This window comes from Pseudomonas gingeri, from assembly GCF_013386165.1.
Taxonomy (GTDB): Bacteria; Pseudomonadota; Gammaproteobacteria; order Pseudomonadales; family Pseudomonadaceae; genus Aquipseudomonas; species Aquipseudomonas gingeri_C.
The window spans coordinates 44,883-65,951 of record NZ_JACAOS010000001.1 but is presented as its reverse complement, the minus strand read 5'-3'; the positions used below and the strand labels follow the sequence as shown (position 1 = coordinate 65,951).

Genomic DNA, 21,069 nt, shown 5'->3' with positions numbered 1-21,069 from the left:
CAATTTAAAACAACAAAAGGAAGTTCGACCATGAAGCACCCTCGGCACCTGCTTTCCGGCCTGGCGCTGTCCATGCTGATCGCCAGCGGCGGCGCCCACGCCGCCGGCCTGTCCAGCGAGCAAAAACCTTTCGGCAAAACCAATGACGGCACTGCCGTCGAACAGTACGTGTTGCGTAACAGCCATGGCATGCAAGCCACCGTGATCACCTACGGTGGCGTGCTGCAGTCCCTTAAGGTGCCGGACAAAAACGGCAAGTTCGATGACGTGGTGCTGGGCTTCGATGACGTGCAGGGCTATCAGAGCGGCACTGCATTTTTTGGTGCAACCATCGGGCGCTTCGGCAATCGCCTGGCCGGCGGTGCCTTTGAACTCGACGGCAAGCACTACCAGGTGCCGCTCAACGATGGCCCCAACTCGCTGCATGGCGGCGCCCAGGGTTTCGACAAGCATGTGTGGCAAGCCAAGCAGGTCAAAGGCAAGGACTCGGTCGGCGTGACCCTCACCTACCTGTCCAAGGACGGTGAGATGGGTTTCCCCGGCAACCTGAAAACCGAGGTCACCTACAGCCTCAACGACAAAAACGAACTGCACATCGACTACAAGGCCAGCACCGACAAACCGACGGTGCTCAACCTCACCAACCACAGTTACTTCAACCTTGCCGGTGCGGGTAACGACGACATCCTCAAACACGTCGCCACCTTGCATGCCAGCCACTACACCCCGGTGAATGCCACCTTGATTCCAACCGGCGAACTCGCCCCGGTCAAAGGTACGCCGATGGATTTCCTCAAGCCCACCGCCATCGGCCAGCACATCAAGGATGATCACCCGCAACTCAAATTCGCCGAGCCCAAACAAGGCGGGTTTGACTTCAACTGGGCACTGGACACCCAGGGCGATATCAAGCGGCTCGCCGCCGAAGTGCACGACCCGGCATCCGGCCGGCGTTTGCAGCTCTACACCAGCGAGCCTGGCGTGCAGTTCTATACCAGCAACTTTCTCGACGGCACGGTGAAGGGCAAGGCTGGCAAGACTTACCAGCACTGGAGCGGCTTTACCTTGGAGACCCAGCACTTTCCGGATGCGCCGAACCAGCCCGGTTTTGCTTCGACTCGTCTGAACCCGGGCCAGACCTATACGCAGCACACCGTCTTCAAGTTCTCTGCCGATTAACGGTTGGAACCGGCTTGGTGGGAGGTGGGCTGGCCCGCCTCCCACACGTCGATCTTCGCGGGGACGGGACTTCAGCGTTGTTTCATGCGGTCAATCACCACGGCCAGCAGCAGGATCGAACCCCGGATCACGTACTGGTAGAAGGTGTCGATATTCTTCAGGTTCATCGCATTTTCGATAATCGCCAGAATCAGCACCCCGGCGATCACATGGCGAATCATGCCCACCCCGCCACTCAGCGACACACCGCCCAGCACGCAGGCGGAAATCACCGTCAGCTCGAAGCCCTGACCGATCATCGGTTGGCCGGAGGTCATGCGCGAGGCCAGGATCACCCCGGCCAGGGCGCCAATCACACCATGTACGGCGAAGATCAGGATCTTGGTCCGGTCGACATTCACCCCCGCGAGCAACGCGGCTTCCGGGTTGCCACCAATGGCCATGGTATTGCGCCCATAGGTGGTGTAGTTGAGCAGCCAGCCGAAAAACACGAAGCAGACGATGGTGATCAGGATCGGTACCGGTACGCCCAACAACTGGCCGTTACCGAAGATAAAGAACGGATCCTGGGACACACCGACCGCTTTACCGTTGGCGAAGATATACGCCAGGCCACGGACGATCTGCATGGTTGCCAGCGTGGTAATCAGCGCGTTGACCCGCAGCTTGGCGATCACAATCCCGTTGATCAGCCCAACAATCAGCCCCATCAACAAAGCCGCGCCGATGCCCAGCATCACACTGTCGGTATCGCGCATCACAATCGCCGCCACCACCCCGGCGCAGGCAATCACCGAGCCCACGGACAAGTCGAAGTGCCCCGACGCCAGACAGAACAGCATGGTGCAGGCGGCGATGCCCACGGTGGAAATCGCCAGCCCGAGCCCGCGCATATTCAGCGGCGAGAGAAAGTTATCGATCAGCAAGGCGCAGAGTAAAAAGAGGCTCAGCGCCGCCAGCAGCATGGCCCAGTTGTCGAGCAATGCGCGCAGGTCCAGGGGTTTGCGTGCCGTCGGCAGCGCGTTGTGTTGAGTGGTCATGGTCATCTCTCAGTTCACCGAGCCGCGCGGCAAGGCCAGCTGCAGCAAGTTGGATTCAGTGGCGTGTTCACGGTCTTTTTCGCCGCGCAGGGCGCCTTCGCACAGCACCAGGATACGGTCGGAGATGCCCATCACTTCCATCAGGTCGCTGGACACCACAATCACCGCGATGCCCTGGGTCGCGAGGTTATGAATGATCTGGTAGATCTCGGCCTTGGCGCCGATATCGATACCCCGGGTGGGCTCATCGAGCAGCAGTACTTTCATCGGCATCGACAGCCAACGCCCCAGAATCGCCTTCTGCTGATTGCCGCCGGACAGGTACATGATCTTCTGCGCCGCGTTCGGGGTTTTGACTTTCATGGCGTTGATTTGCTGGTCGGCATTGCCCTTTTCCCAGCCATCGCGTAGCAGCCAGCCGAAGGTGGAATGAGCGCCCCGCGCGCTGATATTGATATTCTCGGCGACGCTGGACAGCGCAATGATGCCCTCCTTCTTGCGGTCTTCCGGGCACAGCAGCACACCGGCGGCAATGGCATCGCGCGGTGATCGCAGTTGCAAGGGTTCCCCGCAGAGTTCCAGGTGCCCGGCGCTGGCGCGCTGCAGTCCGCTGAGCAGGCGAAACAACTCAGTACGCCCCGCCCCGACCAGCCCGAACAGACCAAGAATCTCACCCTTATGCACCTGGAAGCTGACCGGTTCACGCAAGCCTGGGCCCAGCAGGCCATCGACCTTGAGTGCAACCTCCCCCTGTTCACGTCGGCGATAGTCGTAGATGTCCTGGATATCGCGGCCGACCATGCAGGTCACCAACTGGTCGTGGGTCAGCACGCTCATGTCGTCAAAGGTACGCACGTAACGGCCGTCCTTGAACACGGTGACGGCATTGCAGATACGGAATACCTCTTCCATGCGATGGGACACGTAGAGCACCACTTTGCCCTCGTCACGCAGGCGCGTGATGATTGCCATCAGCCGGTCAATTTCCCTTGCCGACAGGCTACTGGTGGGCTCATCGAAGGCAATCACATGGGCGCCGCGGGACAGTGCCTTGGCGATCTCCACCAGTTGGCGCTGGCCGAGAGACAGGCGCCCGAGCTTTTCCTCGGGGTCGATTTCATCGGCGAGGCCCTTGAGGCAAGCCAACGCCTGCTGGCGCAGCAAACCGCGATTGAGCACCCCCAAGCGCGAGGGCAAATGCCCAAGAAAGAGGTTTTCGGCGACGGTCATTTCCGGCACCAGATGCAGTTCCTGATGAATCACCGCGACACCGCTGGCAATACTGTCGGCCGCAGATTTAAAGGCCATGGTCTGCTCGCCGATCTGCAGCGTGCCGCTGCTCGGAATGTAGGCACCGCCGAGAATCTTCAGCAGCGTCGACTTGCCTGCGCCGTTCTCGCCCATCAAGGCGTGCACCTGCCCCGGGTAGACGCTGAAGCTGATGCCGTCCAGCGCCTTGACCCCGGGAAAGGTTTTCCCGATGCCGTTGAAGCACAAACTCGCTGCGGTATCGTGTGTCTGTAATTGCCCGTGCATAACCACCTCGTCACCGGGATCAGGCGGCCCCGTTGCGGCGGCCGCCGAGGGAAAAACTCAGTTCCACAAACCGATTTTTTCCAGCTCCTGCTTGAAGTTCTCGCGGGTGATCAGCGTGACTTCGTCCATGGCGGTGTACTTCGGCGGCTCCTTGCCGGTGGTGGTCCAGTCGAACATCATCTTCGCGGTGTTGTAGCCCTCGATGTGCGGGCTGGGCAACATCGAGCCGAAGAAGCCGCTGTTGGGTTTCTTCAGTTCACCGATGGCGTCGGTGCCATTGATGCCGATGCCGATGACATTGGCCGCGGCAAAACCTGCGCTTTCGGTCGCGCGCACGCCGCCCAGCACCGTGTTGTCGTTCATGCCGCCGATGATCAGGTTTTTTGCACCGCGGGGCAGCTTGACCAGGGCCGAATTGGTGGCGTCCATGCTGCCGGGCACATCGAGGGTCTTGGCAGCGGTGAAGAGGATATGATCCTTGGGAATGCCGGCCTCCTCCAGGGACTTGACCGAACCGTCGGTGCGTTTTTTACCGGTGTCGAGTTCGTTGAAGGTATTGATCACCGCATAGGTGTCCTTCCAATCCCAGCCACGTTTTTTCGCTTCGCTCGCCATGGCGGCGCCCTGCTTCTGGCCCACTTCAAAAGCCGCCATGCCCAGGTACGGCACGTCCTCCATGAAGTTGCCCTTGGCATCGACGAAACGGTCATCCACCGCAATCACTTTCAGGCCGTTGGCCTTGGCCTTGGCCACGATGGCCGGGCCGAGGGAGACGTCCGGCGGGCAGATCACAAAACCCTCGGCACCGTTGGCGGCGAGGCTGTCGATGGCCGACAGGGTTTTCTCGCCATCGGGCACGGCGATCTTGATCACGGTGAACCCGTGTTCCTTGCCGGCTTTTTCAGCAAAGGCCCATTCGGTCTGGAACCACGGTTCTTCGGCCTGTTTGACCAGAAAACCAATCTTCACTTCTTCAGCGGCCAGCAACAGGCCGCTCAAGCTCAGCGCCGACACAGCCACAGCGGCGCAGCACAGGGAACGGATACCACGACGACGATTCATACGAGTGACTCCTTGTTGTTGTTTTCAAGTCTTGGGGTAACGGCGATCAATGACTGGCAGCTTCCTGGTTTTTTATTGTCCTCAGGAGCGCCCTACAACGGCTCGCGGGATGGCGTGCCATCCACCAACCGCTGAATACCCAACGGGTTGGCGTTTTTCAATGCGTCGGGCAGCAGGCTATCGGGGTAATTCTGGAAGCACACCGGGCGCAGAAAGCGATCGATGGCCAGGGTGCCGACCGAAGTACCACGGGCGTCCGAAGTCGCCGGGTACGGCCCGCCGTGGACCATCGAATCGCACACTTCCACACCGGTGGGATAGCCGTTGAGCAGAATCCGTCCGACTTTCTGCTCCAGCAGCGGCGTGAGTTCGGCGAACTGTTGCAGGTCGCTCGGATCGCCAATGAGGGTCGCCGTGAGTTGCCCGTGCAGCCCTTGCAAGGCGGCGTTGAGTTGCGCCTGATCGGCGACTTCGACAAACACGGTCGTCGGGCCGAACACTTCCTCCTGCAGCACTTCATCGCCGTCAATCAGCAAGCGGCTATCGGCCTTGAACAGCTGCGGCTGCGCCTGATTGCCGGCTTGAGCGTTGCCCGCCAGATGTTGAATCCCAGGGTGTGCCAACAGTTTTTCCAGGCCTTTGCCATAGCTGCTCAAGGTGCCGGGGTTGAGCATGGTTTGCGCCGGTTGATCGCCGATCAACTGGGCGACCTGCCGGGTGAAGGCGCTGAAGTCTGGCGATGCGATACCAATCACCAGGCCGGGGTTGGTGCAGAACTGGCCACAGCCTTGCACCACCGAGGCGGTGAGGTCGCGGGCGATGGTCTCGGCCCGTGTCTGGAGCGCCTGGGGCAGAACAATCACGGGGTTGATGCTCGACATTTCGGCAAACACCGGGATCGGCTGCGGGCGTGCCGCCGCCATATCACACAAGGCGCGACCGCCTTTGAGCGAGCCGGTGAAGCCGACGGCCTGGATCGCCGGGTGCTTGACCAGCGCCTCACCGACACCGCCGCCGAAAATCATGTTGAACACCCCCGCCGGCATCTCGGTGGCCTCTGCAGCACGAATGATTGCATCGGCGACGCGCTCAGCCGTCACCATATGCCCGCTGTGGGCCTTGAACACCACCGGGCAGCCTGCCGCCAGCGCCGCAGCGGTATCGCCGCCCGCCGTGGAAAATGCCAAGGGGAAGTTGCTCGCACCAAACACCGCCACGGGGCCGAGGCCAATGCGGTATTGGCGCAGGTCCGCACGCGGCAGGGGTTGGCGATCGGGCAAGGCTGTGTCGATACGCGCGCCGTAGAAATCGCCACGACGCAGCACGGTTGCGAACAGGCGCATCTGGCCGCTGGTACGCCCGCGCTCGCCCTTGATACGAGCGGCGGGCAACGCGGTTTCACGGCAGACCCACTCAACGAAATCATCACCGAGGGCATCCAGTTCATCGGCCACCGCGTCGAGGAACTGCGCGCGACGCGACGCACTCAACGCGCGGTACGCCGGGTAAGCCGCGGCGGCGGCCTGGGCGGCGGCGTCAACTTCCTCGGGCGTAGCCTGGTAGAAATGCTGGGTCAACGCTTCGCCGGTGCTGGCATCGACACTGTGCAAAGTGACGCTACCTTTGGCGCTGCGCTGGCCACCGATGTAGTTGTGACCAAGGAACGGGGTCATGTTGACCTCCTTAAAGGGTGATGACATTGCCGGGTTCGAATACCGCATCGACTTTGCCGACCGCATTGGTCAACGGCGCGCCAAACTCCGCCTGGCTGATCTCGAACACATCGCCCGGTTGGGTACGCATACCGTCGGCGAATGACAGCGTGGCGGTGCCGAAGAAATGAATGTGTACATCGCCAGGCGTCAGGAACTGGCTGTATTTGAAATGGTGGTATTCGAGGTTTTCCAGGCTGTGGCACATATTGGCTTCGCCACTGAGGAATTCCTTTTCCCAGACCACCTGGCCCTCGCGCAGGATGCGGCTGGTACCCGCCAGGTGCTGGGGCAACTCGCCCACACGCAACTCAGGACCATAGCTGCAACTGCGCAGTTTGGAGTGGGCCAGGTACAGGTAGTTTTTGCGTTCCATCACGTGGTCGGAGAACTCGTTGCCCACGGCGAAACCCAGGCGATAGGGCTTGCGGTCGTGTCCGATCACGTAGAGGCCGCCGATCTCCGGCTCTTCGCCAGCGTCCTCTGCAAACGGCGGCACCGGGAATGCTGCGCCCGGGCGCACGACGATGCTGCCGTCCCCTTTGTAAAACCATTCTGGTTGTACGCCCGCTTGGCCGGCGGCTGGCTTGCCGCCCTCCACGCCCCATTTGAAAATACGCATGCTGTCGGTCACGGTGCTGTCGTCAGCGACCTGCTGGTGCATCTTGTCCCGCGCCGAGGCGCTGCCCAGGTGAGTCAGCCCGGTGCCGCTGATCAGCATGTGGGCCGGGTCCGGGTGGTCGAGTGGCGGCAGGATTTTCAGGTCGGCCAGCAATGCGCCGTAGTCGTGGCTGTCGCCCAGGCCCAGGCTGTTCACTTGCTGCGCCAGGCCTGTACCGGCTTCGATGGCGGCCAGCGCCAACTCACGCACGCTGCGGGCCGTCAGTACTTCGCGCAGCTTGCTGCCTTCTACAACGCCGACACGGCGCTCACCGTTGGATAACTCGAACTGAACTAAACGCATGAAGTTTCTCCTGGATCAGGGATGAATAGCGCCACGCGCACTGGCGGCGAATGAGTCGGCGGGCAGCACATGCTTGAGCTCCAGCAGGCGATAGACCACGCCGGTCAGCAGCAGCCCGACCACCATCACCCCGGACAGGAAGTACAAACCCGAGGCCAGGTTGCCGGTGTATTCCTTGAGCGCACCGATCACGAACGGGCCGATATAGCCGCCGAGGTTGCCCACCGAGTTGATCAACGCAATCCCCGCCGCCGCACTGGCGCCGGCGAAGAACCGTCCGGGCAAGGTCCAGAACACCGCCGTGCAGGAAAACAGTGCAAACGCTGCCAGGCACAGCGCGGCCATTTGCAGCACCGGCACGCTCAGCCAGGCGCTGAGGAACAGGCCGATGGCGCCCAGCACGTAGAGCACCGCCAGGTGGCCGTAGCGATCATTCAACCGGTCGGAACTGCGCGGGATGATCAGCAGCCCGATGATCCCGAAGATGTAAGGCACGGCCGACACAAAGCCGGTGACCAAATCACTGCCGCCGAACTGCTTGATCAAGGTCGGCAGCCACAGGCCCAGGCCGTAGATGCTCAAGGTCACCGGCAGGTAGAACAGCGCCAGCAGCAACACACGCTTGTCTTTAAGGGCATGCAGCGGGTTGCCGTGGCGGGTCTGGCCGTAGGCTTGCAGGTCTTTATTCAGTTCACCGGTGAGCCAGGTTTTCTCGTCCTCGCTCATCCATTTGACCTGCTTGGGACCGTCCGGCAGGTAGCGCAGCACCGGCCAGGTCAGCAGCAGCGCCGGGGTACCGATGACGATGAACAACCATTGCCAGCCGTGCAGGCCAAGGATGCCGTCCATACCCAGCAAACCGCCGGATACGGGGCCGGTGATCATCATCGCGATGGGCTGGGAGAGGATGAACAGCCCCAGGATCTTGCCGCGATGGCGCACCGGGAACCATTGGGTGATGTAGTACAGAACGCCCGGGAAAAACCCGGCTTCCGCCGCGCCGAGCAGAAAGCGCATCCCATAGAAGCTGTGCGGCCCCTGCACGAATGCCATGCCGAGGGTGATGGCACCCCAGGTCAGCATGATGCGTGCAAACCAGCGCCGCGCGCCGAAGCGGTCAAGCATCAGGTTGCTGGGGATCTCGAAAAGAAAGTAGCCAATAAAGAACAGCCCTGCCCCCAGGCCATACGCCGCGTCACCGATGCCGACATCAGCGCCCATGTGCAGCTTGGCGAAACCCACTGCCGAGCGATCCACGTAGGCGATCAGGTACAGCAGGATCAGGAAGGGAATCAGTTTCAACGTGATGCGCCGTATAAGCCGCAGTTCCTGGCTCATGGGGTCGATCTCCGATTGTTGTTTTTATAGAAGCTCGGGGGCCACCTCTCGCGAAAATCCGCCAGGGTTATGCCTCAGTTAAGATCGACTATATAGTATGACTATTTCAAAAACAACACTTCCAAAACGCCGATTTAGCGCTTATGTTTAGCTGAATATAGAAAATATAGTCGTACAATAAGAGAAGCCATCATGCCTGACAAAAAGCCCAGCCTCCGCTCCGCCCAGTGGTTTGGTACCGCCGACAAGAACGGCTTCATGTACCGCAGCTGGATGAAGAATCAGGGCATTGCCGACCATCAGTTCCATGGCAAGCCGATCATCGGTATCTGCAACACCTGGTCGGAGCTGACCCCCTGCAACGCGCATTTCCGCCAGATCGCCGAGCACGTCAAACGTGGGGTGATCGAGGCCGGTGGCTTCCCTGTGGAATTCCCGGTGTTCTCCAACGGTGAATCGAACCTGCGCCCCACCGCCATGCTCACCCGCAACCTGGCGAGCATGGATGTGGAAGAAGCCATTCGCGGCAACCCCATCGACGGCGTCGTGCTGCTGACCGGTTGCGACAAGACCACCCCGGCACTGTTGATGGGCGCGGCCAGTTGCGACGTACCGGCCATCGTGGTCACCGGCGGGCCGATGCTCAACGGCAAGCACAAGGGCCAGGACATCGGCTCGGGCACCGTGGTGTGGCAGCTCAGCGAACAGGTCAAGGCCGGCACCATCACCCTGGATGACTTCCTCGCGGCCGAGGGCGGCATGTCGCGTTCGGCGGGTACCTGCAACACCATGGGCACCGCGTCGACCATGGCCTGCATGGCCGAAGCACTCGGCACTTCCCTGCCCCACAACGCGGCGATCCCGGCGGTGGATGCGCGGCGCTATGTGCTCGCCCACATGTCCGGCATGCGTGCGGTGGAGATGGTCCGCGAAGATTTGAAGCTGTCGAAAATCCTGACCAAGGAAGCCTTTGAAAACGCGATCCGCGTGAATGCGGCCATCGGTGGTTCGACCAACGCAGTGATCCATCTGAAAGCCATCGCCGGGCGTATCGGCGTCGAGCTCGACCTGGACGACTGGACCCGTATGGGCCGCGGCATGCCGACCATCGTCGACCTGCAACCGTCAGGGCGTTTCCTGATGGAAGAGTTCTACTATGCTGGCGGCCTGCCCGCCGTGCTGCGTCGTCTCGGCGAAGCCAACCTGATCCCACACCCCAACGCCTTGACGGTCAACGGCAAGTCCCTGGGCGAGAACACCAAGGACTCGCCGATCTACGGCCAGGACGAAGTGATCCGCACCCTCGACAACCCGATCCGCGCCGATGGGGGTATCTGCGTACTGCGTGGCAACCTGGCGCCGCTGGGCGCCGTGCTCAAGCCCTCGGCGGCCAGCCCGGAGCTGATGCAGCATCGTGGGCGTGCGGTGGTGTTCGAGAACTTCGACCTGTACAAAGCGCGCATCAATGACCCGGAACTGGACGTGGATGCCAACTCGATCCTGGTCATGAAAAACTGTGGGCCCAAGGGTTACCCAGGCATGGCCGAAGTCGGCAACATGGGCTTGCCGGCCAAATTGCTCGCCCAGGGCGTGACCGACATGGTGCGAATTTCCGATGCGCGCATGAGCGGCACGGCGTACGGCACCGTGGTCTTGCACGTGGCGCCGGAAGCCGCTGCCGGCGGGCCGTTGGCCACGGTGCAGGAAGGTGACTGGATCGAACTCGACTGCGCCAGTGGTCGCCTGCACCTGGACATCAGCGACGCAGAATTGGCGGCCCGCATGGCAGACCTGAAACCGCCACAGAACCTGATCGTCGGCGGCTACCGTCAGTTGTATATCGACCATGTTTTGCAAGCGGACCAGGGCTGCGACTTTGACTTCCTGGTGGGTTGCCGTGGGGCCGAAGTCCCCCGTCATTCCCACTAATTGGGATGTTATGATGCCGCCTATTTAGCCAGAGCATCTCTCCCGTTATGGATCACCTGCCGCCCAAGCCGCGCAAGAGCATGCATGCCCAGATCGTTCAGGACTTGGGCATGCACATCGTTTCCGGTCGCTTCAAACCCGAAGAACGACTGCCCATGGAAGCCACGCTCTGCGAGGAATACAAGGTCAGCCGCTCGGTGTTGCGCGAGGCGACGCGGGTGCTCAGCGCCAAGGGCCTGGTGTATTCCAAGCCACGGGTGGGCGCGGTGGTGCGGCCACGCGTGAAGTGGCACCTGCTCGACCCGGACGTGCTGTCCTGGTTGATGCAGTCCACCCCCCATAGCGAGTTCTTCAACACCCTGGCCGGCGTGCGGCGCATCCTCGAACCGGAAATCGCCGCCATGGCCGCGACCACCGCCACCGATGAAGACATCGCCACCATCGAAAAAGCCTACCTGGGCATGGAAACCGCCAAGACCCACGAAGACCTGCTGCAGGCCGACCTGGACTTCCACCACGCGATTGCCGATGCCACCCGCAACGATTTGCTCGCCTACATGTGCAACATGCTGTCGCTGCCGTTGCGCGAATCGATCAACATCACCAACCGCCGCCCGGATATCCAGGGCCTGAGCCTGCCCCGGCACAAGGCGATCCTCACCGCGATCCAGAACCGTGATGCCCTCGGCGCGCGGCATGCCTCGCTGGTGCAACTGGATGACACGCGGGTGGCGCTGGATACGGTGATGAACGTGTTGACCCCGCTGTAAACACACCCATATTTTTGGCTTTTCCGCAGGCGCGGGATCAACGCCCCCGCAACGGCCGGTGCGCAGCTTGATCGGCTGTCGCACAGCGCACGTCCAACCCTGATGAAAGACACCTCGCAGCCACGTAAAAGGCGGACGAAGAAACGATATCCTGACCGATGCGTTAGCATTTAAAACCCACGCAATAAGGTGAAGGAACCGGTTACGCTGTTAGCCCCGTGACCAACCACGAGGAGCGAAATACACAAACATTTGTACTTATCGATGAAATACACCTTGTTACATATTGACAGGCAAAATTTTACGCCTAGAATCGACGTCATAAATGTGCCTTCGGAGGGATTCGAAGGGGATAAAATAAAGGAATATACGCATGCTTGGAAATCCTCGGCTGCACCGTATTACAGCATGTAATACTTCCAGATTACGCGTCCTTACAACAATAATCGCTCGTCACCTCTCTTTCTCACCGCTTCGCGGTGCGACTTCTACTGCCCTTCTTTTCCCTGAATCTTCTTCGACCTTTACACCTTAGAAAGTGCTATTACGCAATCGCTAACGTTCATGCTGCCCGGCTTTCCATAGGCCGTTGTCAGCCTGTTCATTATTTTCGAAATGATCACTTCGATCGTTGCATGGCGAAGTTCGCCCTGAAAAAAGTGCTCTTGAATAAATGGAATTACAGTTCTCACTCAAGGAGTGGCTTGGCCATGTTTAAAAGTCGCAAGCGCATCGCACTCGATGACCCCAGTCTGGAACGTGTGAAGTTGACACCGCAGATGCTCGACTACGATAAGTTCGCCAGTCGTGGTCGCTCCCAGTACTTGCCCTATGTCATGGGTTTCAATGCCGCCAACTACCGTTCGACATCGATCAATACCGATCGACTCGGCTTTCGTCTCGCCCATGATGCTGAAGGCCGACCGATCAGTGTCGGCAGCCTGGAGGCCCGCGCGCCGCAGGCCGTCAACTTGCTGGTCGGGGCCTCGTCAGCCTTGGGCTACGGGGCGTCCAGCGATGCCGCCACGGTGGCGAGCCGCCTTGCCGCGCAAGATCCCGACGCTACACCATGGCTGAATTTCGCAGGACATTGCTTCAATTCAACCCAGGAACTGATGCTGTTCACGCTGCATCTGCACCGCTTGCCCAAAGTGCGCAAGATCGTGGTCATGGGCGGCTTCAACACGCTGGTCATGGCACGCCTTCCCGAGTTCATCCGCAGTGATCTACCGCCGTTCTACTTCTGCGGCGACTACTATGAAAAGTTTGATGAAATCGCTGATGAGAATGGCGCTGAACTGCCGCCCGTCAAACTTCCAAAGTGGCCCACTGAAACCACCTCAGTGCCTCCGATTGCACAAACAGTGGCCCGCGCAGCCGAAGAAACCCTTAATTGCCTACGCACGTGGAAACGACTGGCGGATTCCTTGGGCGCGGAACTTTGCTTTTTAATGCAGCCCTTGGCGACCTGGGTCAGAACGCCCTGCACCGAAGAGCAAAAACTCTTCGACGAGCTTGACCGAATTTCCCGATTGGGCACTTGGCAATACTTGTATGGCGATATATCGGACCCCGCCGCCGCGGACCACTACGCCGACAAGCTGGCCAGTGGCTGCCATGCGATGGGTATTCGTTTTGGCAATCTAGTCGATGATTTGCGTCAACGTCCGGCCGATGAGTGGTTATTTGTCGACCGCGCGCACTACACCGACCTTGGCAATGAAGTCGTGGCACGCGCCATTCATCGAAACCTGCAATAAGGATTAAGGAGGCTTTATGTTCAAGCGAATTCGCAAGGCACTTGGCGGGCTGTTCAAGAAGAAGAAAAAAGCCAAGAAGAAAAACAATTCCTCCATCTATCCAATGTACTGATGAAGACTAATCGGCAGATTTTTTCCAGCTTCCTCGGAGCCCAGGCAGGGGAGGAAGCCAGGCGTCTGTTTACGCCGGCATCCCTGCGCACTTGCCTCGAAACGGTGCCTGGAGCGGACCTGGCAGACGCCGACTTCAGCCGCGGAGCGGTCCTGGCCGGACTGCCGGGCGTTGCATTCGAACGACTCAGGCCCGTGCGTGAGGGACTGCGCAGGTTGGCGCGAGCGATCGAGGCTGACGAGGCGGATTCCCGTGCACTACGCGCCAAGGCAGCCCTTGAGTCGGCGCCATTGCTGATCGGCAGCCAGTACCTGATTCATGGGCTGTGTGGCAGCTGGAACAACGAAGCGCGCTACGCGATGGCCACCCTGAGAATCCACGCAATGGATGTCGGTGTCGGCCAGCCGGCCGCCAGTCGCATCCAACGCTACCAGGAGTTGCTGCGTCAGCATGGGCTGGCGGATGTCGGTGAAGACCTCCTGCGGGCAGGGGCCGACCCGAGGATCTCGGATGGGGCCTTCAACTTTGCCTCGACACTGGCCATGCTGGGGCACTTCCCGGAATCACTGATGGCGCAGATCCTGGGTGCCAACCTGTACCTGCGTCATTGCGGGCTGCTGCCCACGTTCGAGTTCATCGCTCACGATGAGCCGTCCGCCCGTCAATTCCTCGATCTGCGTTGCGACCCGGCCGGGGGAACCGATGACCTCGCCGTGCTCGCGGAAACAGCAGTGCGCGAATTCCTCCTGCACGCGGGGGAGTCTGGCAACGCAGGCGTACGTGAAGGCTACCTGTGGGCGCGTTGGCAAGCCGAGGCGACGAGCGAGGCACTGCTTGAAGTGCTTGAGCGCTGGCTTGATCCAAGGGAAGCGGCGCGTCATCTGATCAGCCGCCGTCGGCTGGATGCTTGCCAGTACCATGACAAGACGCAACTGAACAAAGTGCCGATGAAGCCTTTGCTGGAGGTCGATGACTCCTTGGCCTTCCTCGACCACCTTGCTGCCAGCACCTATGTGAGACCGGGCAAGCCGGAGTCGAGTCCGCTGCTCACCAGCCTGATTTCACCGCGGGGCAAGATGTTCCGCATCTTCAGCCGCGACGACATCGTCATTCTTCACCGCTGGATCGCCGGCCTGCCCTACGCCGAGGCGCCCCTGCAACCCGCCGCCTGCCAGATCTGGAAGGACGACGGCAGGCTCGTTGGGGCTATCCGGGAGGACATCGAGGCACCGACTCTGGTGACCGGTCTCAGCCCGCGACAAGCCTACCCGAGATTGCTGCGGGTAGAGCTTACGCCAGCAGAAGAATCCTACAGTGAACACTACGTAATGCGCTGGCTGATCAGGGCCTCGCGCGGGGTCGCCAACGGGCGTTGCCCATTGCCGGAACAATGGGCTCCCGGTGTTCTGCAATCGTGGTTGCAAGGCCAGCACGTAGCGTCCAACCAATCACTGGAACAGGACGAAGAGCTGCCATCCCGGGAGGACGTGGTGGCCGATATCCTCTCCCTGGCGCCACTGACGATGATCGACGGTGCCTGGCTGGCCGGGTTCGCCCATCCGGCGGTGGCCTCCACGGCCTACGGCAGCCGACTGTTCGAAACGCTTTTCGATGAACTGGGCAACGGTATCGAGGCTCAGAACCATCCCGTCATCTACCGCCATCTGCTCAAGGCGATACATGGCGAGTTGCCAGCCACTGCCGACCCTGGCTACGCCAATGCAGCCTGCTTCAACGATGAAGACTTCGAACTGCCGGTGTTCTGGTTATCGATCAGGCGATATTCGCAAACCTACTGCCCGGAGATCCTCGGGCTGAACCTGGCGATGGAGCTGTCCGGTGTGGGTGGCGGCTATCGACGGACCCACAAGGCCTTGGTTGCCTATGGCTACCCAACGATGTTCGTTGATCTGCACAACTCCATCGACAACATCTCCACCGGGCACACGGCGTGGGCTGCCGCGAGTCTGGATGCCTACCTCAGCGCATTTCCTCGCAATGATCGGGACCAAATGTGGGCGCGGGTCCGTACCGGATTCGTCGCGCTCAATCCACCCAGGGAGCAAACCATGCTGGACAAGTTTCGCAAGAAAGTGAGGGAGCTGCTATGACGTACACCCTTGGCATCTCCGCCTTCTATCACGACAGCGCGGCCACTTTGGTGGTGGACGGAAAGATCGTTGCCGCCGCCCAGGAAGAACGCTTCAGCCGGATCCGCCATGACCCCGGCTTTCCACGCCAGGCCATCGAGTACGTCCTGAAGCACGCGGGCATCAAATTGACCGACGTCGACCATGTTGCCTATTACGAAGATCCGGCGCTCAAGTTCCGGCGCGTGCTCTCGACTGCCGCCGTGGCGGGACTTTCAGCCGTGCGCACCTATGCGCCGGCACTGGGCGACTGGCTGTCGACCAAGCGGCGGATGGACCGTGAGGTCGTGCGTCATCTGAAAGCGATGGGGGACCGGGACGGGCGCCAGGTCGAAGTGCATGGCCACCACGAATCCCACGCCTCTTCGGCGTTCTTTCCCAGTCCATTTGAGAGCGCTGCGATCCTGTGCATCGACAGTGTCGGCGAATGGGCGACGACCACGCTCTGGCACGGCAAGGCAGACGGCATCAAGCTGGTCGCGGAGTTGTCCTTCCCTCATTCGCTGGGCCTGCTCTATTCGGCGTTCACTTATTTCTGCGGTTTCAAGGTGGACTCCGGTGAATACAAGCTGATGGGGCTCGCGCCCTATGGCAAGACGACCTACGTCGACACGATTCTCGCGAACCTGATCGACGTGAAGCCCGATGGCAGTTTCAGGCTCGACTGGACCCAGTTCGAGTTCATCAAGGGCGAAGTGATGACAGGCAAGGCCTTCGAGCGGTTGTTCGGTGGGCCACGACGCTTGTCCGAAGCGCCACTGACCGAGCGCGAGTTCGACCTCGCGGCATCGGTGCAGAAGGTCACGGAAATCGTGGTGTCGCGCCTGGCCAGGACCGCCCGTGAACTGACCGGCGAGACAACGCTGTGCATGGCCGGAGGCGTTGCCCTCAACTGCGTGGCCAATGGCGTGATCTCCCGCGAACGAACCTTCGACAGGCTGTGGATTCAACCGGCGGCGGGCGATGCCGGCGGCTCACTGGGCGCCGCGCTGCTGACCGACCGCAAATACCGCGGAGTGACCCGTCGCGAACTACCCGTCGGCGTCCTCGATGGCATGAGCGGAGCCTTGCTCGGCCCGGAATACAGCGAGGAGCAGATCAGGGACGAACTGGAAGCCTGCGGCGCGGTTTTCCATCGGCTTTCCCAGGAGGAAGTCGATCACCGGGTAATCGCCAGCATCGAAAACGGTGGGGTGATCGGCTGGTTCCAGGGGCGGATGGAGTTCGGCCCACGTTCGCTGGGCGGCCGTTCGATCCTCGGCGATCCACGCCGCGCGGACACCCAGACGACCATGAACCTGCGCATCAAGTTTCGCGAATCCTTCCGCCCCTTCGCGCCCGTGGTGCTTGAGGAGGAAGCGTCGGACTACTTCGATATCGTCGAGGAAAGCCCCTACATGCTGGTGGTCTCGCCGGTGGCCGAAGCCATTCGCAGGGTGATCCCACAGGAGCAGGCACAGTTGACCGGCATCGACCTGCTCAAGGTGGCGCGCAGCAATCTGCCGGCGATTACCCATGTGGACTTCTCGGCCAGGGTGCAGACCGTGGACCGGGAGCGCAACCCGCGGTTCCGCGCGCTGCTTGAGCGCTTCTACGAGCGTTCCGGGTGTCCCGTACTGGTCAACACCTCGTTCAACGTACGGGGCGAGCCCATCGTGAACACGCCGTTCGAAGCCTATCGCTGTTTCATGCGGACCAACATCGATGTGCTGGCAATCGGCGATTTTTACCTGGACAAGTCGGAGCAACCCCAGTTCGAGGAAGCCGTCGACTGGCGCGAGACCGTGCCGTTGGACTGATGGACTGATCATTTCATTCACTAGGGAAGGTGCACCATGGATTACGTTCTGCTCTACCTGATCCTGCCGCTGGGGATGTTTATCCGTCGAACCCGCGCGTTCGCCCACCGGCCAGACCCCAAGGTCAGCTCATACCTGAACCGCAAATCATGAGCATCATGGCCATGGACGTTCAGCAGGCTTCGATAGTCCAGATCATGGTCATCGACAAGCCCGACCTGACAGGGCTGGAGGATTGTCGCGCCAGGTTGGCCGAATTACCGCACCGCGCCGACAGGGTCGGGGAAATCGGCAGAGAGTGGCTCAGCACGGTGCTGGGCAACGACACCCTCGAGGCGATCCGTGCGTTCCCCGCCAGCCCGCACAAGGCGCTGCTGCTGCGGGGCATCTCGCTGTCCACGGAGGTCGCAACGCCGTGCAATGGTTTCCTGCCCAATGCCGAGTGCATCCTCGACTTCGACCTGCTGCAGTTCGGCATGTTGCAGTTGCTCGGTGTCAGGCCCCATGCGGTCGAGTACGAGAACCTCGGCAAGCTGGTCAGGAACGTGGTGCCGGTGCCCGAGGCCGCGGGCACCACGAGTTCCTGGGGCGCGGACGTGGAGTTTTTCTGGCACACCGACAACCCCAACTGGCCCTTCGACCACCTGGGCCGTGATGCCACGGTATCCGTACCGAACTTCCTGGCCTTTGCTGCCGTACGCAACGCCGAGAGTGCCTCCACCGACATCGTCTGTGTGGATCACGTTGTCTCACTGCTGCCCGCCTGGGCCACGGCCCAGTTGCAAAGACCGGCCTACACCTTCGGTGCGCCGGCGTCCAACGAGGGCTTCGACGGCCAGCAGAAGGTGCTGCCGATCCTGGAGCAGAGCGATAACGGTTATTGCCTGCGCTTCGACGACGGCATCGTGACCGCGCTCGACCCGGACAGCCAAGAGGCCCTCGGGCTTCTGCGCCAATGCCTGCGCAATACCCAAGGTATAGAGGTGGTGCTGCAGCCGGGTGATTTTTTCATTTTCAAGAACGCCCGCGTGCTGCATCGACGCAAGGCGTTCCAACCTATGCCCGACAGCAAGGCCCGCTGGCTGCGCAGGGTGTATTGCAACTGAGCCTTTTCTCTTCAAGCCCCATCACGATAAATAGGGAATTCACGCATGAACAAGCGTATTGCAGTAATCGGTGGTCGCCCCTCGCCTATTCACGGTGCCAAGGAACTGGGCATCGATGTAGTGCTGGTGCATCAGGAGGGTGACTACGAGCCGGAGATCGTCGCCCATTGCGAACAGGTGGTGCATGCCCGGATCGACGACGCCGAGGCGATCATCAAGGCACTCGAACCCCTGCATCGTGAACGTCCATTCGATCGCATCATCACCACCACCGAAGTGGCGGGCGAATCGACGGGCAAGGTGGTCGACCATTTCGGCCTCATCGGGGTTTCCTACAAGACCGCGCGCCTGCTCAAGGACAAGGTGGCGATGCGCGAGCTGCTGGCCAAGCACGATCTGAGTCCGGTTGCCTATCGCCATGTCACCAGCGCGCAGATCGCCGTCGCGTTCGTCAAGGAGCATGGCAAATCGGTGCTCAAGCCGGCCGAAGGCGTCGCCAGCCTGCATATCCATCCCTGCGATGACGAAGCCTCCGCCACCCTGGCCTGGCAAGCGCTGCTGGACGCCGACGTCAAGCACATCATCATCGAGGAATACCTGGAGGGGCCGGTCGTCAGCGTGGACTCCTTCTCCTTCAAGCGCCGCCACCTGCCGATCGGCTACTCCCAGTACCGCATGAACGACAAGTATGTCGAGTGGGAAGTCAGCACGCCAAGCACCGACGCCAAGAAATGGCTGAAAGAGCTGAAGGAAATGACCTGCCGCCTGCTCGACGCCGTGGAGCTGGAGGAAGGCCCTTCCCACAGCGAGTTCGTGCTGACGCCAAAAGGCCCTCGGGTGCTCGAATCCCACGCACGCCTGGCAGGTTCCGGTGCCCCGGAATTGGTAAGACGCGCATTCGGCCTCGACCTGAACCGGATGTTCCTGACCGTGCCCCTGGGTATCGACACCCTGCCGCAAGTGTCGCCAGAGCCGATAGCCGGGGCGGCGATCCAGTTCTTCGTCCCGACACCTGGCCAAGTGAAGAAGGTCGAGCTCGACCTCAAGCCTGACGTCGACGTGCGTCACACCCCGCAGGGCGAGAAGCCGTTGGTGTTCCTGCCGTTCCTGTTCGAGCTGGGCCAGGCCGAGCGCGCCGTGGTCATCCAGAAGCACGAGGGCGATCAGATCCCGCCACTCGACACCGTTGCCGACTGCGTCTCGGGGTATGTCCTGGCAACAGGCGTCTCCCGTGAGGACGCCGTGCGGATCGGCGACGAACTGGTGGAGGCCGTTCACTTCATCGTGGAGCCCAAGGCATGAGCTACCTGCTCTGCTTGCATCGTTGGGTCGGCTCCCAAGCCCTCTACGACCGATACGAGTTGCCTGCAGGGATGATGATTCGGGCGATCTGTACGCCCGAGTCCATCGCGTCGCTGCCGAGCGAGCGCCTGGCGTCGAGTTCGACGCTGGCCTCGCTGGACGATACCGGGGCGGTCATGGCCGAGGTCGAACGCCTGGTCGAGCGGCACGGCGTGCCGGCGCTGGTGGTCGCCCTCAATGAAGGCGACCTGCTCAATGCCGCGTCGATTCGCGAGCGATGGAAGGTGCCGGGAGACCGTGTGGCCTGGACCGAGCGGTTTCGCGACAAGCTCACCATGCTGGACATCGCGGGTCGGCAGTCGTCGATCAGCGTGCTGCCGGCGGTGAACGCCGATTCCCGCCAAGCCGTGGAGCAACTGGCGACCGAGCATGGTTATCCACTGGTGCTCAAACCACGTTACGGCACGGCAAGTCGTGGCGTGAGTATCCTGCGCGGCCCCGGGGATCTGGACCTGTTGCAGCAGGCCGTGGAGCCGATGATGGTCCAGGTCTACTGCGCCGCCCCCATCCTGCACGTAGATGGCTGGTGGGATGGGCAGCGGATCGTGGTGGTCACCGCGTCGCGCTATGTGAACAGTTGCGCCGATTTCGGCCCGGACAGCCCGCTGGGCAGTATCGAACTGGAGGAAGGCGAGGACGAGCAGCGAATTGCGCGACGCGTCGAGCAGTTGCTGGCGGCCTTCGCGCCGGAACGGGAAATCGTCTTCCATCTCGAACTGTTCGACCAGGGTGACGAGTTGCTGTTCCTGGAGATTGGTGCACGGGTCGGCGGTGCCGAAATTCCGTTCCTCTGGCGGGAGGTGAGGGATATCGACCTCCTGGGGATCGCCTGGGAGTTGCAGACAGAGGCATCCACCCGCTACAGGGACTTTGCGCGCAGCCGCAGTAATGAGGGCCGGCCCTTGCACCGCGAGCGAGGAGCCTGGGTAATCGCCCGGCTCGGCAGCTCGCCACGCGATGGCCTGGGGACCCTGTACTGGGCCCAACCGCAGGACCTTGAGCACTCCGCCAGCGGTGTCTATGAAGGGTCCCGGACCCGCCTGCGCCTGCGCAGCTTCGATGGCCCCGCGCTGGAACACGATGTCGGAAAGGTCTTCGAACAGTTATCCGAGTTATGGAGCGTTCAATCATGAAAACAGCCGTTGTAACCGATGCCAGCACTGGCATTGACGAGGCATGCGGCCGTACCCCGGCCATTCATGGCAGGCGCGAACAGCGACCGGTCGCCTATTTCCCTGTAAACGAAGGAG

The 21,069-nt window shown here is 61.2% G+C and carries 15 protein-coding genes; 9 read left to right on the top strand and 6 right to left on the bottom strand.

Annotated features, from left to right (window positions below; genetic code table 11):
- Positions 1 to 30: 30 nt before the first annotated feature.
- A complete protein-coding gene (locus tag HX866_RS00290) occupies positions 31 to 1,179 on the top strand; it encodes an aldose epimerase family protein (protein WP_177093260.1) in 1,149 nt (382 codons plus the stop codon).
- Positions 1,180 to 1,250: 71 nt separating this feature from the next.
- Here the strand turns inward: HX866_RS00290 and araH are convergent, their stop codons facing one another.
- The 6 genes from araH to HX866_RS00260 all read right to left on the bottom strand — a co-directional run bounded on the left by araH (position 1,251) and on the right by HX866_RS00260 (position 8,831).
- Entirely contained in the window at positions 1,251 to 2,219 is a 969-nt protein-coding gene (gene araH, locus HX866_RS00285; protein WP_177137713.1) for an L-arabinose ABC transporter permease AraH, read from the bottom strand.
- 9 nt (positions 2,220 to 2,228) lie between these two features.
- Positions 2,229 to 3,755 carry an L-arabinose ABC transporter ATP-binding protein AraG gene (gene araG, locus HX866_RS00280; RefSeq protein ID WP_177137712.1) on the bottom strand — a complete coding sequence of 509 codons (1,527 nt, stop codon included), beginning with the start codon at positions 3,753 to 3,755 and terminating at the stop codon, positions 2,229 to 2,231.
- Between the two features lie 57 nt (positions 3,756 to 3,812).
- Positions 3,813 to 4,817 carry a substrate-binding domain-containing protein gene (locus HX866_RS00275; RefSeq protein ID WP_177137711.1) on the bottom strand — a complete coding sequence of 335 codons (1,005 nt, stop codon included), beginning with the start codon at positions 4,815 to 4,817 and terminating at the stop codon, positions 3,813 to 3,815.
- A gap of 92 nt (positions 4,818 to 4,909) precedes the next feature.
- Entirely contained in the window at positions 4,910 to 6,490 is a 1,581-nt protein-coding gene (locus HX866_RS00270; RefSeq protein ID WP_177137709.1) for an aldehyde dehydrogenase (NADP(+)), read from the bottom strand.
- Between the two features lie 10 nt (positions 6,491 to 6,500).
- Positions 6,501 to 7,493, bottom strand: a complete 993-nt coding sequence (araD1, locus tag HX866_RS00265) for an AraD1 family protein (RefSeq protein WP_177137707.1) — start codon at positions 7,491 to 7,493, stop codon at positions 6,501 to 6,503.
- Positions 7,494 to 7,508: 15 nt separating this feature from the next.
- Positions 7,509 to 8,831: an MFS transporter gene (locus HX866_RS00260; RefSeq protein ID WP_177126028.1), complete on the bottom strand. Its 1,323-nt coding sequence runs from the start codon at positions 8,829 to 8,831 to the stop codon at positions 7,509 to 7,511.
- Between the two features lie 192 nt (positions 8,832 to 9,023).
- Here HX866_RS00260 and HX866_RS00255 point away from each other — a divergent pair, with 192 nt between their 5' ends.
- The 8 genes from HX866_RS00255 to HX866_RS00220 all read left to right on the top strand — a co-directional run bounded on the left by HX866_RS00255 (position 9,024) and on the right by HX866_RS00220 (position 20,952).
- Entirely contained in the window at positions 9,024 to 10,760 is a 1,737-nt protein-coding gene (locus tag HX866_RS00255) for an IlvD/Edd family dehydratase (RefSeq protein ID WP_177126027.1), read from the top strand.
- Between the two features lie 47 nt (positions 10,761 to 10,807).
- The gene (locus HX866_RS00250) at positions 10,808 to 11,530 is read left to right on the top strand and encodes a FadR/GntR family transcriptional regulator (RefSeq protein ID WP_177093268.1); all 723 of its coding nucleotides are present in this window, start codon (positions 10,808 to 10,810) and stop codon (positions 11,528 to 11,530) included.
- Between the two features lie 635 nt (positions 11,531 to 12,165).
- Complete coding sequence (locus HX866_RS00245) at positions 12,166 to 13,290, top strand: hypothetical protein (RefSeq protein ID WP_256261505.1); 1,125 nt, start codon at positions 12,166 to 12,168, stop codon at positions 13,288 to 13,290.
- A gap of 111 nt (positions 13,291 to 13,401) precedes the next feature.
- A complete protein-coding gene (locus HX866_RS00240; protein ID WP_256344787.1) occupies positions 13,402 to 15,513 on the top strand; it encodes an iron-containing redox enzyme family protein in 2,112 nt (703 codons plus the stop codon).
- Entirely contained in the window at positions 15,510 to 17,351 is a 1,842-nt protein-coding gene (locus tag HX866_RS00235) for a carbamoyltransferase family protein (protein ID WP_177093269.1), read from the top strand. The genes HX866_RS00240 and HX866_RS00235 overlap by 4 nt, the downstream gene beginning before the upstream one ends.
- A gap of 149 nt (positions 17,352 to 17,500) precedes the next feature.
- On the top strand, positions 17,501 to 18,457 hold the full coding sequence (locus tag HX866_RS00230; RefSeq protein ID WP_177093270.1) for a TauD/TfdA family dioxygenase: 957 nt from the start codon (positions 17,501 to 17,503) through the stop codon (positions 18,455 to 18,457).
- Positions 18,458 to 18,502: 45 nt separating this feature from the next.
- Positions 18,503 to 19,759, top strand: a complete 1,257-nt coding sequence (locus HX866_RS00225; RefSeq protein WP_177093271.1) for an ATP-grasp domain-containing protein — start codon at positions 18,503 to 18,505, stop codon at positions 19,757 to 19,759.
- Positions 19,756 to 20,952, top strand: a complete 1,197-nt coding sequence (locus tag HX866_RS00220; protein ID WP_177104671.1) for an ATP-grasp domain-containing protein — start codon at positions 19,756 to 19,758, stop codon at positions 20,950 to 20,952. The genes HX866_RS00225 and HX866_RS00220 overlap by 4 nt, the downstream gene beginning before the upstream one ends.
- Positions 20,953 to 21,069 lie beyond the last annotated feature (117 nt).